A 24,915-nucleotide genomic window follows, 5' to 3' on the forward strand; every position below is an offset into this window, starting at 1 on the left:
GCCAAGACCTTCAGTGGATAGGGTGTTATGTCCGGAAAAGCGCAACAGCAGTCTCGTATCAAAGAGTTGATCACACTTGGTCGTGAGCAGGGCTACCTGACTTACGCGGAGGTCAACGACCACCTGCCGGAGGATATTTCAGATCCGGAACAGGTGGAAGACATCATCCGCATGATCAATGACATGGGGATCAACGTATTCGAGGTTGCGCCAGATAAGGATTCCCTTATGCTGGCCGACGCCGATACCGACGAAGCCGCAGCCGAAGAGGCCGCTGCAGCGTTGGCTGCGGTCGAGACCGACATTGGTCGCACTACCGACCCGGTGCGCATGTACATGCGCGAAATGGGTACGGTGGAGCTCCTCACTCGTGAAGGCGAAATTGAAATCGCCAAGCGTATTGAAGAGGGCATCCGTGAAGTGATGAGCGCAATCGCGCACTTCCCTGGCACGGTTGATCATATTCTCTCCGAGTACACCCGCGTCACCACCGAAGGTGGTCGCCTGTCCGACGTTCTGAGCGGTTATATCGACCCGGACGACGGCATCGCGCCGCCTGCGGCAGAAGTGCCGCCGCCGATCGATGCGAAAGCCGTGAAAGCGGATGACGACACCGACGACGATGAAGCCGAATCTTCCGATGACGAAGAAGAAGCCGAAAGCGGTCCGGATCCGGTCATCGCTGCCCAGCGCTTCGGCGCTGTGGCCGATCAGATGGAAATCACCCGCAAGGCGCTGAAAAAGCACGGTCGCAACAACAAGGCAACGATTGCCGAGTTGTTGGCCCTGGCCGAACTGTTCATGCCGATCAAGCTGGTTCCGAAGCAATTCGAAGGCCTGGTCGAGCGTGTTCGCAGTGCTCTGGATCGCCTGCGTCAGCAAGAGCGCGCAATCATGCAGCTCTGCGTTCGTGATGCACGCATGCCGCGTGCAGACTTCCTGCGCCAGTTCCCGGGCAACGAAGTCGACGAAAGCTGGAGTGATGCCCTGGCCAAAGGCAAAAGCAAATACGCTGAAGCCATTGGTCGTCTGCAGCCGGACATCATCCGTTGCCAGCAGAAGCTGACCGCGCTGGAAACCGAAACCGGTTTGACCATCGCTGAAATCAAGGACATCAACCGTCGTATGTCGATCGGTGAGGCCAAGGCCCGCCGCGCGAAGAAAGAGATGGTTGAAGCCAACCTGCGTCTGGTGATCTCGATCGCCAAGAAGTACACCAACCGTGGCCTGCAATTCCTCGATCTGATCCAGGAAGGCAACATCGGCTTGATGAAAGCGGTAGACAAGTTCGAATACCGTCGCGGCTACAAGTTCTCGACTTATGCCACCTGGTGGATCCGTCAGGCGATCACTCGCTCGATCGCCGACCAGGCCCGCACCATCCGTATTCCGGTGCACATGATCGAGACGATCAACAAGCTCAACCGCATTTCCCGCCAGATGCTGCAGGAAATGGGTCGCGAACCGACCCCGGAAGAGCTGGGCGAACGCATGGAAATGCCTGAGGACAAGATCCGCAAGGTATTGAAGATCGCTAAAGAGCCGATCTCCATGGAAACCCCGATCGGTGATGACGAAGACTCCCATCTGGGTGACTTCATCGAAGACTCGACCATGCAGTCGCCAATCGATGTTGCAACCGTTGAGAGCCTTAAAGAAGCGACTCGCGAAGTGCTGTCCGGCCTCACTGCCCGTGAAGCCAAGGTACTGCGCATGCGCTTCGGCATCGACATGAATACCGACCACACCCTCGAGGAGGTTGGTAAGCAGTTCGACGTGACCCGTGAGCGGATTCGTCAGATCGAAGCCAAGGCGCTGCGCAAGCTGCGCCACCCGACGAGAAGCGAGCATCTGCGCTCCTTCCTCGACGAGTGATACCAGAACCCCCGGCCCAGGCCGGGGGTTTTGTTTTATGGCAGATTAATATCTCAGCACCTCCCCCTCCGCCCCTAGCCCGTCTACACTCGAAACATTCCCCCGAGCCATAACGAGACCGTTATGCCCAGACTGCCGACCGTGCTTTTTTTGCTGTCGCTGATGACCTGGACCGCAACGGCTGGCGCTCTGACTCTCACTGACGATGAACGTAGCTGGCTGGCGGCTCACCCGGAATTGCGCCTGGGTGTCGATGCGTCGTGGCCGCCTTTCGAGTTCCGTGACGATGAGGGCCGCTATCAGGGCCTTGCCGCGGATTACATCGAGGTCATCCGAAAAAGGCTGGGGACCAGGCTCACGCCGATCGAGCCGGTCAGTTGGACCATCGTTCTGGAACAAGCCAAAAAGGGCAAAATCGATCTGCTGCCGGGCATCATGTCGACGCCGGAACGCCAGAACTACCTGTCGTTCACCCGCCCTTACCTGGACTTCCCGATTGTCATCCTGGCCCATGTCGGAGGCCCCCAACCACATAACCTGCAAGACCTGTACGGTCTGAAAATCGCCGTGGTGGAGAACTACGCTCCCCACGAACTGCTGCGCACCCACAATCCCGACCTGAACCTGGTGGCGATGCCCAACGTCAGCTCGGCGTTGCAGGCACTGGCCACCGACGCAGTGGATGCAGTCGTGGGCGACCTGGCATCGAGCGTCTGGAGCCTGCGCCAGCTCAAGCTCGACGGGCTGTATGTCAGCGGTGAAACGCCCTATCGCTATCAACTGGCCATGGCTGTACCTCGCGACAACACCATGCTCGTCGGCATTCTCGACAAAGTCCTGGCGGACATGAGCCCCGCCGAAATCAGTGCGATCCAGGAGCATTGGGTCGGTAACGTCCTCGATCATCGAACGTTCTGGAATGACCTGCTGGTATACGGCCTGCCCGGACTGCTGGTGCTGACCCTCGTACTGGCCGCGGTTATCCGCATCAACCGCCGCTTGAGCTCGGAAATCGCCCGCCGGGTCGATCTTGAACAGGAACTGCGCAGCAGCGAATACCACTACCGCGGCCTGGTCGAGAGCCTGTCGGCCATCGCCTGGGAAGCCAAGGTCACCGACTACACCTACAGCTATGTATCGCCCCACGCCGAAGACCTGCTCGGCTATCCCCTCTCCCATTGGCTGATTCCCGGCTTCTGGCGCAACATCATTCACCCCGCCGACCTGATCCGCGCCCAGACTTTCTGCGATCACGAAGTGCTGGCCGGTCGCGATCACCGGCTCGACTACCGGGTGATCACCGCCGACGGCCGTACCCTCTGGGTGCGCGATATCGTCAGCCTGATCGAACACGGCCACGAGCCGGTGATGCGCGGGTTGATGATCGACATCACCGACGCCAAGCGCACCGAAGAAGCACTGCGCCTGTCGGAGCAGAAATTCGCCTCCGTGTTCCAGCAGTGCCCCGACATCCTGGTGATCGCGCGCCTCAGCGACGGTTGCTTGCTGGAGGTCAACGAAGCATTCGAAGAACAGATCGGCCTCAAGGCCGAGGACGTCATTGGCCTGACCGCCACCGACCTGAACATCTGGGGCATTCCCGGCGTCGGGCCGGGCCTGTTGCAACGTTTGCAGGCCGGCAGCATCCGCAACCTGGAGATGCCCTTTCGTCGCAGCAACGGCCAGGTGTTTACCGGCCTGATCTCCGCCGAACCGTTCGACCTCGACATGACACCGGCGCTGGTGGTCGTGGTGCGCGACATCACCCAGCTCAAGGAAACCCAGCAGCAACTGCAAACGTCCGAAGAAAAGTTCGCCAAGGCCTTCCATGCCTCCCCCGACGGCTTGCTACTGTCGCGGCAAAGCGATGGCTTGCTGATGGAAGTCAACGAGGGCTTTAGCCGCATCACCGGATTCAACAGTGCCATGTCGGTGGATCGCTCGGCGCTGGACCTGGGGATCTGGGTCAACCTCAATGAACGCAAGCAAATGCTCGACCTGCTGCACCGCGACGGCTTTGTCCGCGACTTCAGTTGCCATATCCGCCGCAGCGACGGGCAGATTCGCCTCTGTGAAGTGTCCAGCCGTCCGCTGCCGATTGGCGATGAAGACTGCATGCTGACCATCGCCAGGGACATCACCGAGCGCCACCTGATGCAGGAAAAACTGCAGCAGGCCGCCACCGTGTTCGAGAGCACCGCCGAAGGCGTGTTGATCACCGATACCCAACAGCACATCAGCGCGGTCAACCGTGCGTTCACTGAAATTACCGGTTACAGCGAAAGCGAAGCACTGGGTCACACGCCGCGACTGCTCGCTTCGGGCCTGCATGACAGCGCGTTCTACGCGGCCATGTGGCATCAATTGACCGCCGAAGGTCATTGGCAGGGCGAGATTTCCAATCGGCGCAAGAACGGTGAGCTCTATCCGAGCTGGCTGACCATCAGCGCCGTGCGCAACCGCGACAAGTTCATCACCCACTTTGTCGCGGTGTTCGCCGACATTTCCAGCCTCAAGCACGCCCAGGCCAAACTCGATTACCAGGCGCACCACGACCCGCTGACCGGCCTGCCGAACCGCACGCTGTTCGAAAGCCGCTTGCTCACTGCGCTCAACAACCAGCAGGAGAACGGCGGCCAGGGCGCGGTGCTGTTCCTCGACCTGGACCGCTTCAAGCACATCAACGACAGCCTCGGCCATCCGGTCGGCGACCTGCTGCTCAAGGGCATTGCCGTACGCCTCAAGGAGCAGTTGCGTGACATCGACACCGTGGCGCGCCTGGGGGGTGACGAATTCATCATCCTGCTTCCTGGCCTGCAACAGTCCAGCGATGCCGACAACATCGCCACCAAGTTGCTCAACTGCTTCGCCGCGCCGTTCCAGGCCGGTGAGCACGAGTTCTTCATCAGCGCCAGCATCGGCACCAGCCTCTATCCCAAGGATGGCTGCGACGTTGCCACACTGATCAAGAACGCCGACGCCGCGATGTACCGCTCCAAGGCCAAGGGCCGCAACCGTGTTGAAAGCTACACCCGCGACCTCACTGCCCAGGCCAGCGAACGCGTGGCACTGGAACACGAACTGCGTCGCGCCATCGAGCGCAACGAATTGCACCTGTGCTACCAGCCGAAAATCAGCCTCGAAGACTACCGCCTGGTCGGCGCCGAGGCCCTGATCCGCTGGCATCATCCGACCTTTGGCGATGTGCCGCGGGAACACTTCATCCCGCTGGCTGAAGAAAACGGCATGATCCTGCAAATCGGCGACTGGGTCCTGGAAACCGCCTGCCGGCAGATGGCCGAATGGCACCGGCTGTACGAAAGCCCCGGCCCGCTGTCGGTCAACCTGGCCGGCGCCCAATTGCGCCAACCCAACCTGCTGAGCCGTATCGAACAGTTGCTCAAGGACAACGGCCTCAACCCCGGCTTCCTGCAACTGGAAATCACCGAAAACTTCATCATGAGCCAGGCCGAAGAAGCGCTGGCGGTGCTGCATCAACTCAAAAAGCTGGGCGTGCAACTGGCCATCGATGACTTCGGCACCGGTTACTCGTCACTGAGCTACCTCAAGCGCCTGCCGCTGGACATCCTCAAGATCGACCAGTCCTTCGTTCGCGGCCTGCCGGACGATCCCCACGATGCGGCGATCGTACGCGCCATCATCGCCCTCGGCCGCAGCATGCAATTCACCGTGATTGCCGAAGGCGTCGAGACCCAGGCACAGCAACAATTCCTGGCCTATGAGGGCTGCGAGCAAATCCAGGGGTACATCGTCAGCCTGCCCCTGCCCGCCGAAGAATTTGCCGCGACGTTTCTTCGTACAACGGTAATGGCTTTTTCGGATAGCACAGCCGCGAAACCGTCGCTATAATCCGCGACCTACTGAGGGCCTATAGCTCAGTTGGTTAGAGCAGAGGACTCATAATCCTTTGGTCCACGGTTCAAGTCCGTGTGGGCCCACCAAACAAGAAAGCCGCGTTTTTACGCGGCTTTTTCGTGTCTGACGTTTAGTTTTGTTTACTTAAGGTCTCGCTTTATCGGATGACGCCTTAGGACCTTGTAGGCAAACTCCGAATCTTGCTTTTGGGCACTTTGCCGCCTTGTTGCACTTTTCTTTGACGGAGTAGTCTCCGGACGTCGCTGACCTTTCAGCGGTCGGGCTTGGAAACCCGTTGAACTCTAGCCGCAACAGCGCCCTCATCATGATTGCTTGTATTTTGTGATCCTGAGTTATGACGGCTGTGCGTGGGACGCCTTCGGGCGTGCCGGTTCCTAGGTTCCCGGTTTTCCAACCTGCGTACGGCCGTCACCCATTCGCTTGGAAACGAATTTGGCGGCTCCTAGAACCCAGGAGCAATGCATGACTAAAGCAAATTCACCCTCAGACCTAAAAACTATCGGCTTCACCCCTTTCCTCTATCTCTCAGATCAACCGCTATTCCACGTCTGCCGCGATATCCCCATCGCCGACGCCCTGGCGCAAGCCTCAGACCTGCTGTACCTCGCCAAGTCCCTGACCGCGGACGCCGCTTTCACCCAAGACTCCGACCGCCACGCCTGGGCGGCGCATTACCTGACGACGATGAGCAAAGCAGTGATCGATGATGTGGTAAAGGTATTGAAGCGGCGACCTGCTCAAACAAGAAAGGAAGCAAGCCCATCGAAAACTACATAATCACGGCAGAGTTGAAAATTCCCAAAAAGGGACCTATCGTTCCCTTTTTGGGACTTATAGAGTCAGCCATGCCTGCCATCCCGCTCAGCGATGCCCTATTTACCGCCACTCAGCAAAAAGTGCTGGGCATGCTGTATGGCAAACCGGATCAGAGCTTCTATGCCAATGAAATATCCCGCTGGGCGCAAGTCGGCAAGGGCAGCCTGATGCGTGAGCTGGAACGTCTGCATGGCGCAGGCATTCTCACCATGAGTCGGCGGGGTAATCAGACGCACTACCAAGCCAACCCTGAGTGCCCCATCTATGCAGAACTGCTTGGGATAGTGCGCAAGACCTTTGGTATTGCAGAGCAGTTGCGTACAGCCTTGTCTCCGCTGTCTGATCAGTTGGTATGGGCATTTATTTACGGCTCCATTGCCAAGGGAAACGAGCATGCAGGCAGTGACATTGACCTGATGTTGATTGGCGAAAATCTCAGTTACAGCAATTTGATGGAACGGGTACTGCCCGTTGAGGAACAGCTTGGCCGCACCATTAACCCAACGCTCTACACCCTGGCCGACTGGCAAGCCAAGAAGGCGGGCGGCAACAGCTTTGTAGTGCGGGTTGAGCAACAAGAAAAAATTGATTTGATTGGCCGCAATCCAGCAGAGGTAGCCGATGGGCAGTAACGAAAATCTGGAAAACCTGGTGCGTAGCGGCGGCCTCAAAGCTGAACCGCCTGATCGCAAGGAATGTGAGGGGCTGCTGAAATCAGCCTCGGACCGTTTGAAGGATGCTCACAGTTCGGCCCTGTCCTTCGCCAGTCGCTTCGACCTCGCCTACAACGCCGCCCATGCTCTGGCTCTGACTGCCATGCGTTTACAGGGGTTTCGCTCCGACCGTCGCTATCTGGTATTTCAGTGCCTGGTACATACCCTCGGCCTGAACAAAGTCCATGTACGCCTATTCGCGCTCTGTCACGAGCGCCGCAATCTGGCTGAGTACGAAGGTTACATGGATGTAGACGAAACCCTATTGGCTGAACTGTTAGCGGCGACTGATGCACTGTTGACACTGGTGCAAGACGCTATGCTCGCGAGCAAATAACGCTTCGACCCTTCGTTACTTCCAGTGCTGAACGACATCACTGCAACGGTCAGTCCAAACACTTAACGAGGGGATCGCCTGCACCGCCCGCAACCGTTCCAGAATCTGCCCCGTCAACACAACCTCATACGTATCCGCAGCCCGCCCCCATTGCTCCACAAGAACCATGCCGTCCACCAGCGCCATAGCCAATTCGGCAATCGTCCCGGCCTGATCTTCGATGATTGTTTGAGTCCGACCCCACACCCGATCAGTCATCGCTTTAAGCTCCGCCGAAATGCGCTCGCTCGACGCTGGATCGGTATCCGGGCAGGCAATATTTCGCAGCAGATGCTGAAGCTCCCTGAGCTTTGCGTAATCCTGCTCCGCTCCCTGCTCGCCTTTGAGGATGGCGGTGGCTTTGCGCTTGTCGACGCGTTTGGCGGCTGAGGGTTTTGACGGCAGGGTTTGTGCCATTGCGCCAGCCAGGAGCACCATCATTCGGGCTTCCAGGTGTTCCTTCATGGCTTCCATCGACGAAAGGGGTCGCACCAAGGTAATGGAGGCCCCTCCGTGGTGCCGCAAATCCTTGGTCACTGTCAGGGTCACGCCGCCCGTTTCAAACCCCAAGGCGCGGGCCACCACGTAGTGCCCCATTTCGTGATGGGCGATCTGCAATGCACGGTCCCGTACAACAGCAGGTAGCTTTGTTGTCATACCCTTCACCTCGCACCCTCGACTGCCTCAATCCTAGCCGATTTCCACCCCCTCTCTTTCGCCCAACAAAAAGCCGCGCAATGGCGCGGCTTTTTGACCCAGACTTCAGCCCTTATTTGGGCAAAGCGTAAGCAATCACATAATCCCCACGATCCGTCGACTGACGCGCACCGCCCACCGTCAGCAGGATGTACTGCTTGCCGGTTTTCGGCGACACGTAGGTCATCGGCCCGGACTGGCTGCCTACCGGTAAACGCGATTTCCAGATTTCGTTGCCGTTACCGGTGTCGAAGGCGCGCAGGTAGAAGTCCTGGGTGCCGGCGAAGAACAGCAGGCCGGACTGGGTGGCCAGCGATGCGCCGAGGGTCGGCATGCCGATCGGGATCGGCAGGTGCATGCGGATGCCCATCGGGCCGGTGTCTTGTACGGTGCCGACCGGGACTTGCCACATCAGTTTGTGGGTCTTGAGGTCGATGGCCGACATGGTGCCGAACGGTGGTTTCTGGCACGGGATGCCGACCGCCGAGAGGAAGCGTTCGCGCATGGCGCCGAACGGTGTGCCTTCCTGCGGCACCACGCCCATTTCGATACCGCTGGCCCCGGCTTTGATCTTGTCGCGCGGGATCATGTAGTTGGCGAGGCCCAGGCGCATGTCGTTGACGAACATGTAGTTAGTGTTCGGATCAACCGAGACGCTGCCCCAGTTCATGCCGCCCAACGAGCCCGGGAATTGCAGGGCGCGGTCCATGCCCGGCGGGGTGTAGACGCCTTCGTGGCGCATGCCTTTGAACTGGATGCGGCACATCAACTGGTCGAACGGTGTGGCGCCCCACATGTCGGACTCGGTCAGGGTCTTGTTGCCGATTGACGGCATGTCCACCGAGAACGGCTGGGTTGGCGAGTAGTGTTCGCCAGGCACATGACCCTGCGGCACCGGGCGCTCTTCGACGCGAGCAATCGGCACGCCGGTTTCGCGGTTGAGCAGGAAGATCTCGCCCTGTTTGGTCACTTGCGCGAGCGCGGGCTGGGTGCCGCCCTTGTCGTCCGGCACGTCGTACAGCAGCGGTTGCGCCGGCAGGTCGAAGTCCCAGAGGTCGTTGTGGGTGGTCTGGAAATGCCAGCGCACTTGGCCGCTTTTCACGTCGATGGCAACGACGGACGAGTTCCACTTGTTGTCCATCTCGGTGCGCTGACCGCCGAAGAAGTCCGGCGTGGCGTTACCGGTCGGCAGGTAGACCAGACCGAGCTTGGCGTCGTAGGACATGGCCGACCACACGTTCGGCGTACCACGCGTATAAGTCTCACCAGCCGGTGGGCGTTTGGTGGTGTTCGGATTGCCCGGATCCCACGCCCACACCAGCTCACCGCTGCGCACGTCGTAGGCACGCACCACGCCCGGCGGTTCGCCGGTGGAGTAGTTATCGGCCACGCGACCGCCGACGATCACCACGTCCCCTGCGACCAATGGAGTCGAGGTTTGCTGGTAGTAACCGGGCTTCACTTCGCCCATGTCGGTGGTCAGGTCGACGGTGCCCTTGTTGCCGAATTCTTCACACGGCTTACCGGTGTCGGCATTGATGGCGATCAGGCGCGCATCGCCGGTCGGCAGAAACAGACGTTTCGTACAGGCGCCTGGCTGATTGTCCGAAGACGCCGGGGTTTCGGAATAACCCAGGCCACGGCAGCGCTGCCAGTTGGGCGCGGTGCCCTGCGGGTCGAACTTCCAGCGCTGGGCGCCGGTGTCGGCATCCAGGGCGAAGACTTTGCCGTAGGCGGTGCAGGTGTAGACCGTGTCACCGATCTGCAGCGGGGTGTTCTGGTCCTCGGCACCGGCACCGGTGCTTTGCGGGATGTCGCCGGTGCGGAAGGTCCAGGCCACCTGCAACTTGTCGATGTTGCCCTTGTTGATCTGGTCCAGCGCGGCAAAGCGGTTGCCGGCGGTGGTGTTGCCCCAGTGCGCCCAGTCTTTCTGCTCGGTACCCGGCGTGACCGGCGTTACCGCAGGTTCAACGGTGGCCTTGACCACGTGGGTCGGCACGAACATGTAGGCCATCGTCGCTACGACGCCTACACCCAGAATGCCAGCTAGGCCGTAAGCGCCTCGTCCGCCGGTCGCGCCCGAAGCACGGACCAGGGTCGGATAGACCAGCGCGACCACCAGACCGATCACGGCGAAGGTCAGCACCCGCGAGACCAGCGGCCAGTATTCGAGGCCGGCGTCCCATACCGCCCAGATCGCCGTGAGGACCAACGCCACACCATACAGCCAGGCGCCGAGCGGCTTGCGCCGGGCAATCATCAAGCCGGACGCCAGCATCGCCAGGCCCATCAGCAGGAAATACCAACTGCCGCCCAGTGCGATCAAGTAACCACCGCCACCGGCCAGGCCGAGCCCGATCAGTGCAATCAGCACACCCAGCCCCGCCAGCACCCATTTGCTGCCGGCGGCAGCCCCAGAATTGTTCATATCGGAAAATTTCCCCATTTGTGACAAGGGCGGAATAATGTACTAACCAGTTACTTATGGCAATTTGTCGCAGGCAGAAATGTCACGAACGGTACTGAGGCTAGATCAAATATCCGCCACGAGCGCGGCGCCGGATGTGCCTGTAACATGCTTGGCCATTGATCAGTACCGTTGGAGACAGCCCCTTTGCCTGACATTCGCCCACCCGTTCTCGACGAAATCGACCGCCAGTTGATTGCCGCCCTGCAGATCAACGCCCGCGAGAGCGTGGCCATGCTGGCCCGGCAACTGGGCATCGCCCGCACCACCGTCACCTCGCGCCTGGCGCGACTGGAAAAGGCCAGGGTGATCACCGGTTACGGCGTGCGTCTCGGGCAGCGGGTGGTGGATGGCGGGTTGCAGGCGTATGTGGGGATCACCGTGCAACCGCGCTCTGGCAAAGAGGTCTTGCGACGGTTAAGCGCGATGGCGCAGGTGCAGCAGTTGTGTGCGGTGAGTGGTGAATTTGATTATGTAGCGTGGTTGCGCACCGACTCGCCGGAGCAGCTGGATCAGTTGCTGGATCAGATCGGCAGTGTGGATGGGGTGGAGAAGACCACTACCTCGATCATCTTGAGTAGCAAGATTGATCGGGGGCAGCCGGTTTGACATTCCAGTTCAGGTTTCATGGGTGTCTGAGCTGACGCCTTCGCGAGCAGGCTCGCTCCCACAGGGGACAGTGTGCATTACCAGATCGTCATATTGACCAATAAAATGGCAAAACGACGACACTTTGCGTCTTATTAACGTGTTCTGTGCTCTCTAGAATGGCTGGCATCTTTTCCTATACTCAGATGCGCATTCCGCGTCGGGTCGCCAGCAAGGTCAGCCATGAACAAGAACAATCGCCATCCTGCAGACGGTAAGAAACCAGTCACCATTTTCGGCCCGGACTTTCCTTTCGCCTTCGACGACTGGATCGAACACCCGGCCGGCCTGGGCAGCATTCCCGAGCACAATCACGGTGCCGAAGTGGCGATTGTCGGCGGCGGCATTGCTGGCCTGGTGGCAGCGTATGAGCTGATGAAACTGGGCCTGAAACCGGTCGTCTACGAAGCCTCGAAAATGGGTGGCCGCCTGCGTTCCCAGGCGTTCAATGGCGCCGAAGGCATCGTTGCCGAACTGGGCGGAATGCGTTTTCCGGTGTCGTCCACCGCGTTCTATCACTACGTCGACAAGCTCGGCCTGGAAACCAAACCCTTCCCCAACCCGCTGACGCCCGCGTCGGGCAGCACGGTGATCGACCTCGAAGGCCAGACCCATTACGCACAGAAGTTGTCGGATCTTCCTGCACTGTTCCAGGAAGTGGCTGACGCCTGGGCCGATGCCCTGGAAGCCGGTTCGCAGTTCTCCGACATCCAGCAAGCCATTCGCGACCGCGACGTGCCACGTCTGAAAGAGCTGTGGAACACCCTGGTTCCGTTGTGGGACGACCGCACCTTCTACGATTTCGTCGCCACCTCCAAGGCCTTCGCCAAGCTCTCGTTCCATCACCGCGAAGTGTTCGGCCAGGTCGGTTTCGGCACCGGCGGCTGGGACTCGGACTTCCCCAACTCGATGCTGGAAATCTTCCGCGTGGTCATGACCAACTGCGACGATCACCAGCACCTGGTGGTCGGCGGCGTGGAGCAGGTGCCACAAGGCATCTGGCGCCATGTGCCGGAGCGTTGCGCGCATTGGCCGGCGGGCACCAGCCTCAGCTCCTTGCACAACGGCGCACCGCGCACCGGTGTGAAGAAAATTTCCCACGCACCGGACGGCCGTTTCGCCGTTACCGACAACTGGGGCGACACCCGCGAATACGCTGCCGTATTGACCACCTGCCAGAGCTGGCTGCTGACCACCCAGATCGAATGCGACGAAACCCTGTTCTCGCAAAAGATGTGGATGGCCCTGGACCGCACCCGCTACATGCAGTCGTCGAAAACCTTCGTGATGGTCGATCGCCCGTTCTGGAAAGACAAAGACCCGGAAACCGGTCGCGACCTGATGAGCATGACCCTCACCGATCGCCTGACACGTGGCACTTACCTGTTCGACAACGGCGACGACAAACCAGGAGTGATTTGCCTGTCGTACTCGTGGATGAGCGACGCGCTGAAAATGCTCCCGCAACCGGTGGAAAAACGCGTGAAACTGGCATTGGATGCGTTGAAGAAGATCTACCCGAAAGTCGATATCGCCGCGCGCATCATCGGTGACCCGATCACCGTTTCGTGGGAGGCCGACCCGCATTTCCTCGGCGCGTTCAAAGGCGCCCTGCCCGGCCACTACCGCTACAACCAGCGCATGTACGCACACTTCATGCAGGACGACATGCCGGCCGAACAGCGCGGGATCTTCATCGCCGGTGACGACGTTTCGTGGACGCCGGCCTGGGTCGAAGGCGCGGTGCAGACCTCGCTCAACGCGGTGTGGGGCATCATGAAACACTTCGGCGGTGCAACTCACGCCGAGAATCCGGGTCCAGGAGATGTATTCAACGAGATCGGTCCGATCGCCCTGCCCGAGTAAGAGGAATCCGAAATGCGCGTAGCCCTTTACCAATGTCCACCGTTGCCCCTGGATGTCGCTGGCAACCTGCATCGCTTGCAGCAGCTTGCACTGGAGGCAAAAGGCGCCGATCTGCTGGTGCTGCCGGAGATGTTCCTGACCGGCTACAACATCGGCGTCGATGCCGTCAGCGTGTTGGCGGAGGTGTACAACGGTGAGTCGGCGCAGCAGATTGCGCGCATAGCCAAGGCGACCGGGATCGCCATTTTGTATGGCTATCCCGAGCGCACCGAGGACGGGCAGATCTACAACGCCGTGCAGTTGATCGACGCCAATGGCGAGCGCCTTTGCAACTACCGCAAGACTCACTTGTTCGGCGATCTGGATCACTCGATGTTCAGCGCAGGTCCCGACGATTTCCCTATCGTTGAGCTCAACGGCTGGAAGCTCGGTTTCCTGATCTGCTACGACCTGGAATTTCCGGAAAACGCCCGACGCCTGGCCCTGGCCGGCGCAGAGCTGATTCTGGTGCCGACCGCCAACATGATTCCCTACGACTTTATCGCCGACGTCACCGTCCGCGCCCGCGCCTTCGAAAACCAGTGCTATGTGGCCTACGCCAACTATTGCGGGCAAGAAGGCGACATCCACTACTGCGGCCAAAGCAGCATCGCCGCGCCGGATGGCAACCGTATCGCCCAGGCGGGTCTGGATGAAGCCCTGATCGTCGGTGAGCTGGATCGACAGTTGATGCTCGACTCCCGCGCCGCCAATCGCTACTTCCTCGATCGCCGCCCCGAGCTTTACGGCGACCTGAACAAGCGCTGATCCACCGTTATCCGCTAGCATTGGCACTTCACTGTTCTGGAAGTGCCCATGCCCGCGCTGAATCACCCTCGCCCCCACACTGAAACCCTGGCCAATGGCTTGCGGGTGACGTTGCGTCATGCCCCGAATCTGAAGCGCTGCGCAGCCGCGTTGCGGGTCGCTGCGGGCAGCCATGATGTGCCGCTGGCATGGCCTGGGCTGGCGCACTTCCTTGAGCACCTGCTGTTTCTGGGAACCGAGCGTTTTCCCACGGGGCAAGGGTTGATGGCCTACGTGCAGAGTCATGGCGGTCAGGTCAACGCCCGCACTAGCGAACGCACCACGGATTACTTTTTCGAGCTGCCGCCCCAGGCATTTGCCGGTGGGCTGCAGCGTCTGTCAGACATGCTCGCCCATCCGCGTATGAATCCCGACGATCAACAGCGGGAACGGGAAGTGTTGCACGCTGAATTTATCGCGTGGTCGCAGGATCCGGCAGCGCAACAACAGCAGGCATTGTTCGATGGGCTTTGCGAAGCTCATCCGCTGCGAGGTTTCCATGCCGGCAATCGGGACAGCCTGCCGGTGCCGCAAGCCGAATTTCAGCAGGCATTGCAGGATTTTCATCAGCGGTTCTACCAGACGGGGCAGATGACCTTGAGCCTGGCCGGTCCGCAAAGTGTCGATGATTTGAGAGTGATGGCCGAGGCATTTGGCCAAGCCCTTGCCCAGGGTGAAACAGCCCCACAACAATCCCCCGCGCCGCTGATGACGACCTCGGACTCAAGTTTTCAACAGGCTGGCGAACGACGACTGGATCTGCTGTTTGCCCTCGAGGCCCTGCCCGAATCCTGCGCCGAAGCACTGCTGTTCCTGTGTCATTGGCTGAACTCCGAGAAGCCGGGCGGTTTGCTGGCGGATTTGCGTGAGCGTGGATTGGCGGAAACACTCAAGGCCGAGTCGCTGTATCAATTCGTCGGGCAAGCCTTGCTGCACGTCGAGTTCACCTTGCCCGCCCACTCTGCGGCAACCGGGATTCGCGAACGCCTGATGGATTGGCTGGGTTTCTTCGCCCGGCAAGACTGGAGCCGATTGCGCGAAGAATACGCCGCCCTGCTCCAGCGCCAGCAGCAAGTCGGCAGTGCCTTGCAACTGGCCCGACAGGACAGTGAGCAACGCGAAGTCGGGTTATCCGGGCAAGGCGTTACAGCCCTCGAGCAAGTGCTCAAACAAATCGGCGCTGTGGATAACTTCAGCGGCCCATGGCAGTTGCCCACACCCAACCCGTTCCTGCGCGCCGAAGCAGCAGCGCCCAATGCGGGATTGATTCGCGGCCAGACCAGCGCCCACCGCGGCCTGCGCACCTTTGCCCAGGATCGCTCGCGCAGCCGCCGCGAACGCTCGCCGATGCAATTCAGCCAGGCATGGCCGGACAACAGCCCAGAAGGCGCGATTTATCTGCGCTGGCGCCTGGACTCGACTCCCGGGAGCAGCCTCCAGTCAAAACTGGAAAAAACCCTGCAACCGCTGCGCGAAGACGCGCGTCAGGCCGGTGTGGATTTTTCCTTCAGCGCTTCGGGCAACGAATGGCTGCTGAAACTGAACGGGCTACAGGAGCCGATGCCCGGCGTCCTCGAGCAGGCGCTGAAAGAACTGACAAATCCTGATGCCGCTGTCGCACAAGCCGAATCGACCAGCGTTGCGTTGATACCGATTCGACAACTGCTCAAGGCATTGCCCGATCACTGTCTCGGGCACACCACGAACTCCAATAACCTGCAGCAACTCTGGTCGAGTGCACGGTGGGACGGGCTGGCCATCGGGTTGTCGGCACAGACTCAAGCGGCCATGGGACTGGCCTTGAGCCGCATCCCCGGCACGCCGGACAGTCAGTTGTCCCCGCCTCGCGCGATCCCGTCACAACGGCTGTGGAACACTGTCGATAGCGGCTCCAGTGAGCACGCGCTGCTGCTGTTTTGCCCTGCAGCCAGCGCAGATATCGCCGACGAAGCCGCGTCGCGTTTGCTGGCACACCTCTGTCAGACGCCCTTCTACCAGCGCCTGCGGGTGGAGCTGCAACTGGGCTATGCCGTGTTCAGCGCCCTGCGCCAGATTCATGGGCAAACCGGGTTGCTGTTCGGCGTGCAATCGCCGAACGTGGCCCCGGTGGAACTGTTGCAACACATCGAGCAATTCCTCAGCGATCTGCCGGCACTGATCAATGCCATCGACGACAACTCTTTGATCGCCCAGCGCCTGACCTTGGCCGAGCAGTTTTCCCACGCTGCATTGCCCACCGCCCAAGCGGCGGAATTGCTCTGGCAGGGCAAGCTGGCCGGCCGTTCGTCGGATTACCTGACGCAATTACCCGAGGCAATCCTGCTGATCGAACGCGCCGAACTGCTGGCCGCCGCACAGCGATTGAAACAGGCCGAGGGCGGCTGGCGCTGCCTGGCCAACAGCCCTGCACCGGGCGCACCATGGCAAGCGGCAAAATGATCATTACCGGGTTTGTAAGGAGCTTTCTCAAAGTTTCACGGGCAATCTCTTTGAAATTTTGAGTAACATAGCAACCTAACTATCTGGAACATCTCTGACTTTAGGTGGACTATACCTATAGATAGCGCTGTCCCACCCTTACCTGAAGGAGTTCGATTTATGGCCTGGACCAAACCTGCTTACACCGACCTGCGTATCGGCTTTGAAGTCACCATGTACTTCGCCAGCCGCTAATCTCTGCCTTGGCAGATGTGCAGCACAACGCCTCGGTTATCCGAGGCGTTTTATTTTCAGCGTTGAAATGATGGAGCACCCATGTTTGTCCAGATTCTAGGTTCCGCTGCCGGCGGCGGTTTTCCCCAGTGGAACTGCAACTGCGTGAACTGCGCAGGCTTTCGCGACGGCAGCCTGCGGGCCACGGCGCGGACGCAATCGTCCATCGCAATTTCCGATGACGGCGTGAACTGGGTGCTGTGCAACACCTCCCCGGACATCCGCGCCCAACTCCAGAGCTTCGCCCCGATGCAACCGGGCCGTGCCCTGCGCGACACCGGGATCGGCGCAATCATCCTGATGGACAGCCAGATCGACCACACCACCGGCCTGCTCATGCTGCGTGAAGGGTGCCCGCATCAAGTCTGGTGCACCGACATGGTCCACGAAGACCTGAGCAGCGGCTTCCCTCTGTTCAACATGCTGACCCACTGGAACGGCGGGCTGAACTGGAACCGCATCGAGCTCGATCAAAGCTTCACCATCCCCGCCTGCCCGAACCTGCGCTTCACCCCGCTGCCTTTGCGCAGCGCCGCGCCGCCGTACTCGCCGCACCGTTTCGACCCGCACCCGGGCGACAACATCGGCCTGATCGTCGAAGACCTCAATACCGGCGGCAAGCTGTTCTATGCGCCGGGGCTGGGCAAGGTGGATGCAGCGCTCCTGGAAATCATGGCCGGCAGCGATTGCCTGCTGGTCGACGGCACGCTGTGGGACGACGATGAAATGCAACGCCGTGGCGTCGGCACCCGCACCGGTCGGGAGATGGGCCACCTGGCGCAGAACGGCCCCGGCGGCATGCTCGAAGTACTCGAACAGTTGCCCGAGCAGCGCAAGGTGCTTATCCACATCAACAACACCAACCCGATTCTCGATGAGGATTCGCCGCAGCGGGCGGAGCTGGATCGGCGCCAGGTTGAAGTGGCGTATGACGGCATGAGTATTGTGCTGTAGCTGAGGGCCCTATCGCTGGCAAGCCAGCTCCCACAGTTGAACGCATTCCCTTGTGGGAGCGAGCTTGCTCGCGATGGCGTCCGAACAAGCACCAAAGCATCCACCGGATGTACACCGGAGAACCGCAATGACCGACACCCCGATGTCCCCCGCCGAATTCGAAGCGGCCCTGCGCGCCAAGGGCGCCTATTACCACATCCATCACCCCTACCATGTGGCGATGTACGAAGGCCGGGCCAGCCGCGAACAGATCCAGGGCTGGGTCGCCAACCGCTTTTATTATCAAGTGAACATCCCGCTCAAAGACGCGGCGATCCTCGCTAACTGCCCTGACCGCGAGATCCGCCGCGAGTGGATTCAACGCCTGCTCGATCATGACGGCGCACCCGGTGAAGACGGCGGCATCGAAGCCTGGCTGCGTCTGGGCCAGGCCGTGGGCCTCGACCCGGACCAACTGCGTTCCCAGGAATTGGTCCTGCCCGGTGTGCGCTTCGCCGTGGACGCGTACGTCAACTTCGCCCGTCGCGCCAGCTGGCAGGAAGCCGCCAGCAGCTCGCTGACCGAACTGTTCGCCCCGCAAATCCATCAGTCGCGCCTGGACAGCTGGCCCCAGCATTACCCATGGATCGACCCTGCCGGCTACGAGTATTTCCGCACCCGCCTGGGCCAGGCACGGCGCGATGTCGAGCACGGTCTGGCAATCACGTTGCAGCACTACACCACCCGCGACGGCCAGGAGCGCATGCTGGAAATTCTCCAGTTCAAACTGGACATTCTTTGGAGCATGCTCGATGCCATGAGCATGGCCTACGAACTGAAACGCCCGCCGTATCACAGCGTGACCGGGGAACGGGTCTGGCACAAAGGAATCACCTTATGAGTTTCGATCGCAGCAAGACCCCGACCTGGCGTCCTGGCTACCGTTTCCAGTACGAGCCGGCGCAAAAAGGCCATGTGCTGCTGTACCCGGAGGGCATGATCAAGCTCAACGAAAGCGCCGCCCTGATCGGCGGCTTGATTGACGGTGAACGGAATGTCGCGGCGATCATCAATGAGCTCGACCAGCAGTTCCCCGGCGTGCCCGAGCTCGGTGACGACATCGAGCAATTCATGGAGGTTGCCCGTGCGCAGCACTGGATCGAACTTGCCTGATTCATCGGTGCAAGTACCGCCCAAACCGGAAATCGGCCTGCCGCTGTGGCTGCTCGCCGAGCTGACCTATCGTTGCCCGCTGCAATGCCCGTACTGCTCCAATCCGCTGGATTTCGCCGAACAAGGCAAAGAGCTGAGCACCGAACAATGGCTCAAGGTGTTCCGCGAGGCGCGGGAAATGGGCGCCGCGCAACTGGGCTTTTCCGGTGGCGAACCGCTGGTGCGCCAGGACCTCGCCGAGTTGATTGCCGAGGCCCGCAAGCTGGGTTTCTACACCAACCTGATCACCTCCGGCATCGGCCTCACCGAGCAGAAAATCAGCGACTTCAAGAAGGCCGGTCTCGATCACATCCAGATCAGTTTCCAGGCCAGCGACGAGCAGGTGAACAATCTGCTGGCCGGATCGAAAAAGGCCTTTGCGCAGAAACTGGAAATGGCCCGGGCGGTGAAAGCCCACGGTTATCCGATGGTGCTGAATTTCGTGACCCACCGGCACAACATCGACCAGATCGACCGCATCATCGAGCTGTGTATCGCCCTGGAGGCGGACTTCGTCGAACTCGCCACGTGCCAGTTCTACGGCTGGGCGCAACTCAATCGCGTCGGGCTTTTGCCGACCAAAGAGCAACTGGTGCGCGCCGAACGCATCACCAACGAATACCGCGCCAAACTGGAAGCCGAAGGGCATCCGTGCAAGCTGATTTTCGTCACCCCGGATTATTACGAAGAACGTCCGAAAGCCTGCATGAATGGCTGGGGCAGTATTTTTCTGACGGTCACGCCAGACGGAACCGCCCTGCCCTGTCACGGTGCCCGACAGTTGCCGGTGCAGTTTCCCAACGTGCGTGACCACAGCATGCAGCACATCTGGTACGACTCGTTCGGCTTCAACCGCTTTCGCGGTTATGACTGGATGCCCGAGCCGTGCCGCTCCTGCGACGAGAAAGAAAAAGACTTCGGCGGCTGCCGCTGCCAGGCGTTCATGCTCACGGGTGACGCCAGCAACGCCGACCCGGTGTGCAGCAAATCGCCACAACACGGCGTGATCCTCAAGGCTCGCGAAGAAGCCGAACACGCGACCCAGACCATCGACCAACTGGCCTTTCGCAATGAACGAAACTCACGCCTCATCGCCAAAAGCTGAACCTTTCAGCGCGGCCAAAGCCGTGGCCGCCGGGATCGACTTTGCCGAACTGCAGGTCGGTCGCCATGGCCTGTTCTGGAACGAGTACCGACCCGAAGACGCCGCGTGCCGGATCTGGCGCTGGCATGAAGGCGCAGCGAAATGCCTGACGCCACCGGGCTTCAGCGTGCGCAGTCGGGTGTACGAATATGGCGGCGGAGCGTTTTGCCTGACGGACGACGGTATCGTTTTCGTCAGCGAGGCCGATCAGCAACTGTATCGGCAATCACTGCAAGGCGAAGCGCCGGAAAAGCTGACATCCGGTGCGTGCCGTTATGGCGATCTACAGTTCGCCAATGGGCAGGTACTGGCGGTCGAGGAACATCACAATCAACACCGGCTGGTGGCAATCGACCTGATCGATGGCGCACGTCACCTGCTGGCCGAAGGGGCTGATTTCTATGCCGCGCCGACGCTGAGCCCTGACGCCCGGCGCCTGGCCTGGATCGAATGGAGTCGTCCGGATCAACCGTGGACGGCGACCCGCTTGATGGTTGCCGAACGCCTGGCCAATGGCGGGTTTGCCGAAGCTCGCTGCGTGGCGGGTGACAGCGTTCAAGAGTCTGTGCAACAACCACGGTTTGATGCCGGCGGTCGCCTGTATTGCCTGACGGACCGCGCCGGTTACTGGCAGCCATGGAAGGAATCCGCAGATGGCCTGAGTCCATTGCCAAGTGCCGCCGCCGACCATGGCCCCGCGCCCTGGCAACTCGGCGGCAGCACCTGGTTACCGCTGGGCGATGACAGTTACCTGGCCAGCTGGACCGAAGGCGGGTTCGGCCAGTTGGGCATACGCGGCGACTCCAGCGCTGACTTCACCGGCGACTACAGCCGCTTCCGCCACCTCGCGGTGGATGAGCGGTTCATCTATTGCATCGCGGCGTCGCCTGTCAGCTCAACTGCCGTCATCGCCATCGAGCGCCAGAGCCGGCACGTGCAAGTGCTGGCCGGCGGCATCGCACCGCTTGCTGCCGAACAGATCAGCCGCCCGCAAACCTTGCGCTACCCCAGTGGCTCAGGCGAAGCACATGGTTTCTTCTACCCGGCGATGACCGGCGCGGCGAAACCGCCACTGGTGGTGTTCATCCATGGCGGACCGACGTCGGCGTGCTACCCGATGCTCGATCCGCGCATCCAGTACTGGGCACAGCGGGGCTTTGCCGTGGCTGACCTCAACTATCGCGGCAGCAGCGGTTATGGCCGGGCCTATCGTCAGGCGCTGCATTTGAGCTGGGGTGATGTGGATGTCGAAGACGCTTGCGCGGTGGTCAGCCATCTCGCCGGGCGTGGCTTGATCGATGGCACTAAAGCGTTCATCCGCGGCGGCAGCGCCGGCGGCTATACCACTCTTTGCGCCCTGGCCTTCCACAACGTATTCCGCGCCGGCGCCAGTCTGTACGGGGTCAGCGACCCGGTGGCGCTGGGGCGCGCGACCCACAAATTCGAAAGCGACTATCTGGACTGGCTGATTGGCGATCCGCTGCTTGATGCCGAACGCTATGCGGCCCGCACGCCGCTGCTGCATGCCGGCAACATCCGCGTGCCGATGATCTTCTTCCAGGGAGAACTGGATGCCGTGGTCGTCCCGCAACAGACCCGCGACATGGTTTCTGCGCTGCAGGACAACGGCATACTCGTCGAAGCGCACTACTACGCGGACGAACGCCATGGCTTTCGCAAGGCCGGCAATCAGGCCCATGCACTGGAGCAGGAGTGGTTGTTTTATCGGAGGGTGATGGATTCAGTGGACTGAAGACAGCGCTCATTGCCGAAATGATGGCGCCCCCATCGCGGGCAAGCCCGCTCCCACAGGGTTGTGCACGCCACAAAACCTGTGGGAGCGGGCTTGCCCGCGAAAGCAATTTATCTAGCGCCACAAAAACTCAGCGCTTGGCGATGATGTACACCGCATGCACGATCCCCGGAATGTAACCGCACAACGTCAGCAGAATATTCAGCCAGAACGCGCCGCCGAATCCGACTTGCAGGAACACGCCCAGTGGCGGCAGCAGGATGGCGATGATGATGCGAATAAAGTCCATGGGGGCAGCTCCTGATTGGGGTGGGCTCGTTCAAGCCCTACAGCTAATCGACCCGCGCCGTTTGTCAGGGTTCAGTCCCTCTTCTGCCGAACCAAAAAAACGCCCCACGCCAAAATTGTCGGGCGTGGGGCGTGCGTATGACCGCGAGACGGTTCTGGAAACTGTGTGAGGCGCGTCGGATCAGACGGCAATCCCTTTGCGGCACTGCAATTGCGCGGTGCGTACTCGGGAGAAGGCGCGCGCCAGGCGCAGGAGCATTTCATCGATGTTGGCGTTGCTGACATTCAACGCCGGGGTAAAGCGCAGGCAGTCGGGTTGCGGGGCATTGAGCAGCAAGCCTTCGTACAACGCCGCCTTGACTACCGCGTCAGCGCAATCGTCCGACAGCGTCAGCCCCCAGAGCAGCCCTTGACCGCGCAACTCGCCGTGACCGTAACGATGGGCCAGGCGTCCAAGGCCTTCGCGCAGGTGCTGACCGGTTTCGGCGACGTGCTTGAGCAAAGCCTTGTCCTGCACCGCGCCGAGCACCGCAAGCCCAGCTGCGGTCATCAGCGCATTGCCGTGATGCGTACCTGTCACCTCGCCAATGTCGAAACAGCAGGCCTTGCCGCGCGCCAGCAGTGCGGCCAATGGCACGCCGCCGCCCAGGCCTTTGCCGAGCACGACGATGTCCGCCGTTACGCCGCAGGACTGTTCTGCGAGCAAGCTGCCGCAACGGCCGATGCCGGTTTGCACTTCGTCGAAGATCAACAGAATGCCGAGTTCACGGCACAGGCGTTCAACGCCCTTGAGATAGTGCGCAGTGGCCGGGATCACGCCCGCTTCACTCTGGATCGGTTCGAGCATGATCGCGACGGTCTGTTCATCCACGGCCGCATGCAATGCCGGCAAGTCATTGAACGGGACATGGCTGAAGCCGGGCAGTTGCGGCTCGAACCGGTTGGTCAACGTCGAACTGTCCGACGCCGAAATCGTCGCCAGGCTACGGCCATGGCAACCCTTGTTGGCCACAATGATTCGCGAAGCACCACCGCGATGCTGCTGACCCCATTTGCGCGCCAGTTTGATCGCTGCCTCACAGGCTTCGCTGCCGGTATTGAGCAGGCTGGCCTGATCACTGCCGGTGCTGATGCACAGTTGTTCGGCGAGGCCGAGCATGCCGCGGTTTTGCAGGCCGAAACCCGGATTGATCAGCGATTGAGCCTGGGCCGCGATTGCATTGACCACTACCGAAGGACTGTGACCGAGGCTGTTGGCCCCGCCACCCTGGGAAAAATCCAGGTAGGCGCGGTCATCGCTGTCCCATAACCACGAACCCTGGCCACGCACAAACACCTGTTTCGGCCGCTCGACACTGGGCATCAAGTACTCGCTGGACGGGGATGGGAGGAAAGCCTCCAGCACCAGATCATCAAGACTGGGAGGACTGCGACGCAGACTGAACAGATTCATCTGGAAAAACCTCTTTTGAGGTTTTTTGCCTTACCTATGTAAATACCATCGAAGCAAAGGGTATTCATCGCGCTCTGTGGCCCTGTAAGCCCTGTGAATGCGGTTAGACTAAGCTCGGACGGGGCATTCAGCCATTTCGATTTCCCAGCATTTTCGATAAGCAATACTTATGGATTTCAAGCAACTGCGTTATTTCGTCGCGGTCTATGAAGAAGGCCACGTGGGCCGGGCCGCCGAGCGCCTGTCGATCTCCCAGCCGGCGCTGTCCCAGCAGATCCGCCAACTCGAACAAAATCTCGACGTGAGCCTGTTCGAGCGCAGCAGCAAACGCCTGCTGCCGACCCTCGCGGCCCATACGCTGTACAACCACGCGCTGCCTTTGCTCGATGGCCTGCAACGGGCACGGGAAGCGCTCGGCAACTTCAAGGGGCAAGCGCTACGCACCCTGGCCATCGGTGTCTTGCAGACCGTGCATACCAGCCTCGTTCCGCAGATGCTCGAGCGGGTGCGCAAGGCGCAGCCGCACCTTGTAGTGCAGATCTATGAGCTGACCGGCCTGGAAATCGAGCGACGACTGCTCAACGGCTCACTGGACATCGGCATCAGCTACCTGCCGCCGCGCCAACCTGGCTTGCATGGCGTGATGCTGTACGAAGATGAACTGACCCTGGTCATCCCGGCGGAGCACCCGCTGCGTGAATTCAAGAAAGTCTCCATGAGTCAGGCCGCCGAGCTGCCGATGTTGCTGCTGGGTGAGGAATTTCAGATACGGCAGATCTGGCAGGCCCAACTGGCAAGCCTCGGGCGCCGCCCACAGGTGCAGGCCGAACTGAACAACATGGCCGGCATCCTCGACAGCCTGCCGCACACGCGCCTGGCGACGGTATTGCCCGGACGTTCGCAAAAGACCCATGGCAACCACGAACTGTTGTGGAAACCCCTGAGCGAACCACGAGTGCCGCTGAAAGTCGGTTTGGTCTGTCGGGATGTGCAACGCCAGCAGGCCTCGCTGGCCTTGCTGCGGACATTGCTGGAAGAGGTGATAAATGGCCCGGGGCAGCGCATGAGCAGCGCGCAGGCTCTGGACGGGTTGAGCTAGAAACTTTTCTTCGGGCAAAAGAAAACCCCGCCGAAGCGGGGCTTTGCAGACTGTTTCCCTGACATCCATTTCACTCCGCCATCCTGGCAGAATCCTACGTGTCCCTGTTGTTGCTTTGCGC

The 24,915-nt window shown here is 60.5% G+C and carries 20 protein-coding genes and 1 tRNA gene; 17 read left to right on the forward strand and 4 right to left on the reverse strand.

Going from position 1 to position 24,915, the window contains the following annotated elements; genetic code table 11:
- Positions 1 to 27 precede the first annotated feature (27 nt).
- The 6 genes from rpoD (at position 28) to AB4O16_RS13850 (ending at position 7,638) form a co-directional block, all read left to right on the forward strand.
- On the forward strand, positions 28 to 1,875 hold the full coding sequence (gene rpoD, locus AB4O16_RS13825; RefSeq protein ID WP_160388410.1) for an RNA polymerase sigma factor RpoD: 1,848 nt from the start codon (positions 28 to 30) through the stop codon (positions 1,873 to 1,875).
- Between the two features lie 123 nt (positions 1,876 to 1,998).
- The gene (locus tag AB4O16_RS13830) at positions 1,999 to 5,745 is read left to right on the forward strand and encodes an EAL domain-containing protein (protein WP_460157922.1); all 3,747 of its coding nucleotides are present in this window, start codon (positions 1,999 to 2,001) and stop codon (positions 5,743 to 5,745) included.
- A 15-nt stretch (positions 5,746 to 5,760) separates the two neighbouring features.
- Positions 5,761 to 5,837: transfer RNA gene (locus AB4O16_RS13835), tRNA-Ile, on the forward strand.
- 397 nt (positions 5,838 to 6,234) lie between these two features.
- Complete coding sequence (locus tag AB4O16_RS13840) at positions 6,235 to 6,549, forward strand: DUF3077 domain-containing protein (RefSeq protein WP_160388412.1); 315 nt, start codon at positions 6,235 to 6,237, stop codon at positions 6,547 to 6,549.
- A gap of 68 nt (positions 6,550 to 6,617) precedes the next feature.
- Complete coding sequence (locus tag AB4O16_RS13845; RefSeq protein WP_160388413.1) at positions 6,618 to 7,220, forward strand: nucleotidyltransferase domain-containing protein; 603 nt, start codon at positions 6,618 to 6,620, stop codon at positions 7,218 to 7,220.
- Positions 7,210 to 7,638, forward strand: coding sequence for a hypothetical protein (locus tag AB4O16_RS13850; protein ID WP_460157923.1), 429 nt, complete (start codon positions 7,210 to 7,212; stop codon positions 7,636 to 7,638). Before AB4O16_RS13845 ends, AB4O16_RS13850 begins: the two co-directional genes overlap by 11 nt.
- 15 nt (positions 7,639 to 7,653) lie before the next feature.
- Here AB4O16_RS13850 and AB4O16_RS13855 read toward each other — a convergent pair whose 3' ends face one another.
- Positions 7,654 to 8,334 (reverse strand): zinc metalloprotease, encoded by a 681-nt coding sequence (locus tag AB4O16_RS13855; protein ID WP_460157924.1) that lies wholly within the window; start codon positions 8,332 to 8,334, stop codon positions 7,654 to 7,656.
- Between the two features lie 112 nt (positions 8,335 to 8,446).
- Complete coding sequence (locus tag AB4O16_RS13860) at positions 8,447 to 10,801, reverse strand: glucose/quinate/shikimate family membrane-bound PQQ-dependent dehydrogenase (protein ID WP_160388416.1); 2,355 nt, start codon at positions 10,799 to 10,801, stop codon at positions 8,447 to 8,449.
- A 186-nt stretch (positions 10,802 to 10,987) separates the two neighbouring features.
- On the opposite strand from AB4O16_RS13860, the gene AB4O16_RS13865 reads away from it, so the two are divergent.
- The 10 genes from AB4O16_RS13865 (at position 10,988) to AB4O16_RS13910 (ending at position 21,954) form a co-directional block, all read left to right on the forward strand.
- Complete coding sequence (locus AB4O16_RS13865; RefSeq protein ID WP_160388417.1) at positions 10,988 to 11,449, forward strand: Lrp/AsnC family transcriptional regulator; 462 nt, start codon at positions 10,988 to 10,990, stop codon at positions 11,447 to 11,449.
- A gap of 222 nt (positions 11,450 to 11,671) precedes the next feature.
- On the forward strand, positions 11,672 to 13,354 hold the full coding sequence (locus tag AB4O16_RS13870; protein WP_160388418.1) for a flavin monoamine oxidase family protein: 1,683 nt from the start codon (positions 11,672 to 11,674) through the stop codon (positions 13,352 to 13,354).
- A 12-nt stretch (positions 13,355 to 13,366) separates the two neighbouring features.
- Entirely contained in the window at positions 13,367 to 14,161 is a 795-nt protein-coding gene (locus AB4O16_RS13875) for a carbon-nitrogen hydrolase family protein (protein ID WP_160388419.1), read from the forward strand.
- A 48-nt stretch (positions 14,162 to 14,209) separates the two neighbouring features.
- Complete coding sequence (pqqF, locus tag AB4O16_RS13880; protein ID WP_160388420.1) at positions 14,210 to 16,639, forward strand: pyrroloquinoline quinone biosynthesis protein PqqF; 2,430 nt, start codon at positions 14,210 to 14,212, stop codon at positions 16,637 to 16,639.
- Positions 16,640 to 16,798: 159 nt separating this feature from the next.
- Complete coding sequence (gene pqqA / locus AB4O16_RS13885) at positions 16,799 to 16,873, forward strand: pyrroloquinoline quinone precursor peptide PqqA (protein WP_003444522.1); 75 nt, start codon at positions 16,799 to 16,801, stop codon at positions 16,871 to 16,873.
- Positions 16,874 to 16,954: 81 nt separating this feature from the next.
- Positions 16,955 to 17,866, forward strand: a complete 912-nt coding sequence (gene pqqB, locus AB4O16_RS13890) for a pyrroloquinoline quinone biosynthesis protein PqqB (protein ID WP_160388421.1) — start codon at positions 16,955 to 16,957, stop codon at positions 17,864 to 17,866.
- A gap of 127 nt (positions 17,867 to 17,993) precedes the next feature.
- On the forward strand, positions 17,994 to 18,746 hold the full coding sequence (pqqC, locus tag AB4O16_RS13895) for a pyrroloquinoline-quinone synthase PqqC (protein WP_160388422.1): 753 nt from the start codon (positions 17,994 to 17,996) through the stop codon (positions 18,744 to 18,746).
- The gene (gene pqqD / locus AB4O16_RS13900) at positions 18,743 to 19,018 is read left to right on the forward strand and encodes a pyrroloquinoline quinone biosynthesis peptide chaperone PqqD (protein WP_020796019.1); all 276 of its coding nucleotides are present in this window, start codon (positions 18,743 to 18,745) and stop codon (positions 19,016 to 19,018) included. The genes pqqC and pqqD overlap by 4 nt, the downstream gene beginning before the upstream one ends.
- 7 nt (positions 19,019 to 19,025) lie before the next feature.
- Positions 19,026 to 20,162, forward strand: a complete 1,137-nt coding sequence (gene pqqE, locus AB4O16_RS13905; protein WP_460158060.1) for a pyrroloquinoline quinone biosynthesis protein PqqE — start codon at positions 19,026 to 19,028, stop codon at positions 20,160 to 20,162.
- Positions 20,128 to 21,954, forward strand: coding sequence for a S9 family peptidase (locus AB4O16_RS13910; protein WP_460157925.1), 1,827 nt, complete (start codon positions 20,128 to 20,130; stop codon positions 21,952 to 21,954). The genes pqqE and AB4O16_RS13910 overlap by 35 nt, the downstream gene beginning before the upstream one ends.
- Before the next feature lie 130 nt (positions 21,955 to 22,084).
- Here AB4O16_RS13910 and AB4O16_RS13915 read toward each other — a convergent pair whose 3' ends face one another.
- Positions 22,085 to 22,243, reverse strand: a complete 159-nt coding sequence (locus tag AB4O16_RS13915) for a YqaE/Pmp3 family membrane protein (RefSeq protein WP_003228885.1) — start codon at positions 22,241 to 22,243, stop codon at positions 22,085 to 22,087.
- A 180-nt stretch (positions 22,244 to 22,423) separates the two neighbouring features.
- Complete coding sequence (locus tag AB4O16_RS13920; protein WP_460157926.1) at positions 22,424 to 23,695, reverse strand: aspartate aminotransferase family protein; 1,272 nt, start codon at positions 23,693 to 23,695, stop codon at positions 22,424 to 22,426.
- A gap of 169 nt (positions 23,696 to 23,864) precedes the next feature.
- Between AB4O16_RS13920 and AB4O16_RS13925 the strand changes: the two genes are divergently transcribed.
- On the forward strand, positions 23,865 to 24,794 hold the full coding sequence (locus tag AB4O16_RS13925; protein WP_460157927.1) for a LysR family transcriptional regulator: 930 nt from the start codon (positions 23,865 to 23,867) through the stop codon (positions 24,792 to 24,794).
- The last annotated feature ends 121 nt before the right edge of the window (positions 24,795 to 24,915 follow it).

This window comes from Pseudomonas sp. S2_H10 (assembly GCF_054668285.1).

Excerpts from the sequence above, each read along its gene's own strand:
- AB4O16_RS13845 (WP_160388413.1), top strand. The coding sequence starts at position 6,618 with ATGCCTGCCATCCCGCTCAGCGATGCCCTATTTACCGCCACTCAGCAA.
- AB4O16_RS13925 (WP_460157927.1), top strand. The coding sequence starts at position 23,865 with ATGGATTTCAAGCAACTGCGTTATTTCGTCGCGGTCTATGAAGAAGGC.
- AB4O16_RS13860 (WP_160388416.1), bottom strand. The coding sequence starts at position 10,801 with ATGAACAATTCTGGGGCTGCCGCCGGCAGCAAATGGGTGCTGGCGGGG.
- AB4O16_RS13855 (WP_460157924.1), bottom strand. The coding sequence starts at position 8,334 with ATGACAACAAAGCTACCTGCTGTTGTACGGGACCGTGCATTGCAGATC.
- pqqC (WP_160388422.1), top strand. The coding sequence starts at position 17,994 with ATGACCGACACCCCGATGTCCCCCGCCGAATTCGAAGCGGCCCTGCGC.
- pqqD (WP_020796019.1), top strand. The coding sequence starts at position 18,743 with ATGAGTTTCGATCGCAGCAAGACCCCGACCTGGCGTCCTGGCTACCGT.
- AB4O16_RS13875 (WP_160388419.1), top strand. The coding sequence starts at position 13,367 with ATGCGCGTAGCCCTTTACCAATGTCCACCGTTGCCCCTGGATGTCGCT.
- pqqB (WP_160388421.1), top strand. The coding sequence starts at position 16,955 with ATGTTTGTCCAGATTCTAGGTTCCGCTGCCGGCGGCGGTTTTCCCCAG.
- AB4O16_RS13830 (WP_460157922.1), top strand. The coding sequence starts at position 1,999 with ATGCCCAGACTGCCGACCGTGCTTTTTTTGCTGTCGCTGATGACCTGG.
- AB4O16_RS13915 (WP_003228885.1), bottom strand. The coding sequence starts at position 22,243 with ATGGACTTTATTCGCATCATCATCGCCATCCTGCTGCCGCCACTGGGC.
- AB4O16_RS13840 (WP_160388412.1), top strand. The coding sequence starts at position 6,235 with ATGACTAAAGCAAATTCACCCTCAGACCTAAAAACTATCGGCTTCACC.
- AB4O16_RS13850 (WP_460157923.1), top strand. The coding sequence starts at position 7,210 with ATGGGCAGTAACGAAAATCTGGAAAACCTGGTGCGTAGCGGCGGCCTC.
- rpoD (WP_160388410.1), top strand. The coding sequence starts at position 28 with ATGTCCGGAAAAGCGCAACAGCAGTCTCGTATCAAAGAGTTGATCACA.
- AB4O16_RS13910 (WP_460157925.1), top strand. The coding sequence starts at position 20,128 with ATGAACGAAACTCACGCCTCATCGCCAAAAGCTGAACCTTTCAGCGCG.
- pqqF (WP_160388420.1), top strand. The coding sequence starts at position 14,210 with ATGCCCGCGCTGAATCACCCTCGCCCCCACACTGAAACCCTGGCCAAT.
- AB4O16_RS13920 (WP_460157926.1), bottom strand. The coding sequence starts at position 23,695 with ATGAATCTGTTCAGTCTGCGTCGCAGTCCTCCCAGTCTTGATGATCTG.
- AB4O16_RS13870 (WP_160388418.1), top strand. The coding sequence starts at position 11,672 with ATGAACAAGAACAATCGCCATCCTGCAGACGGTAAGAAACCAGTCACC.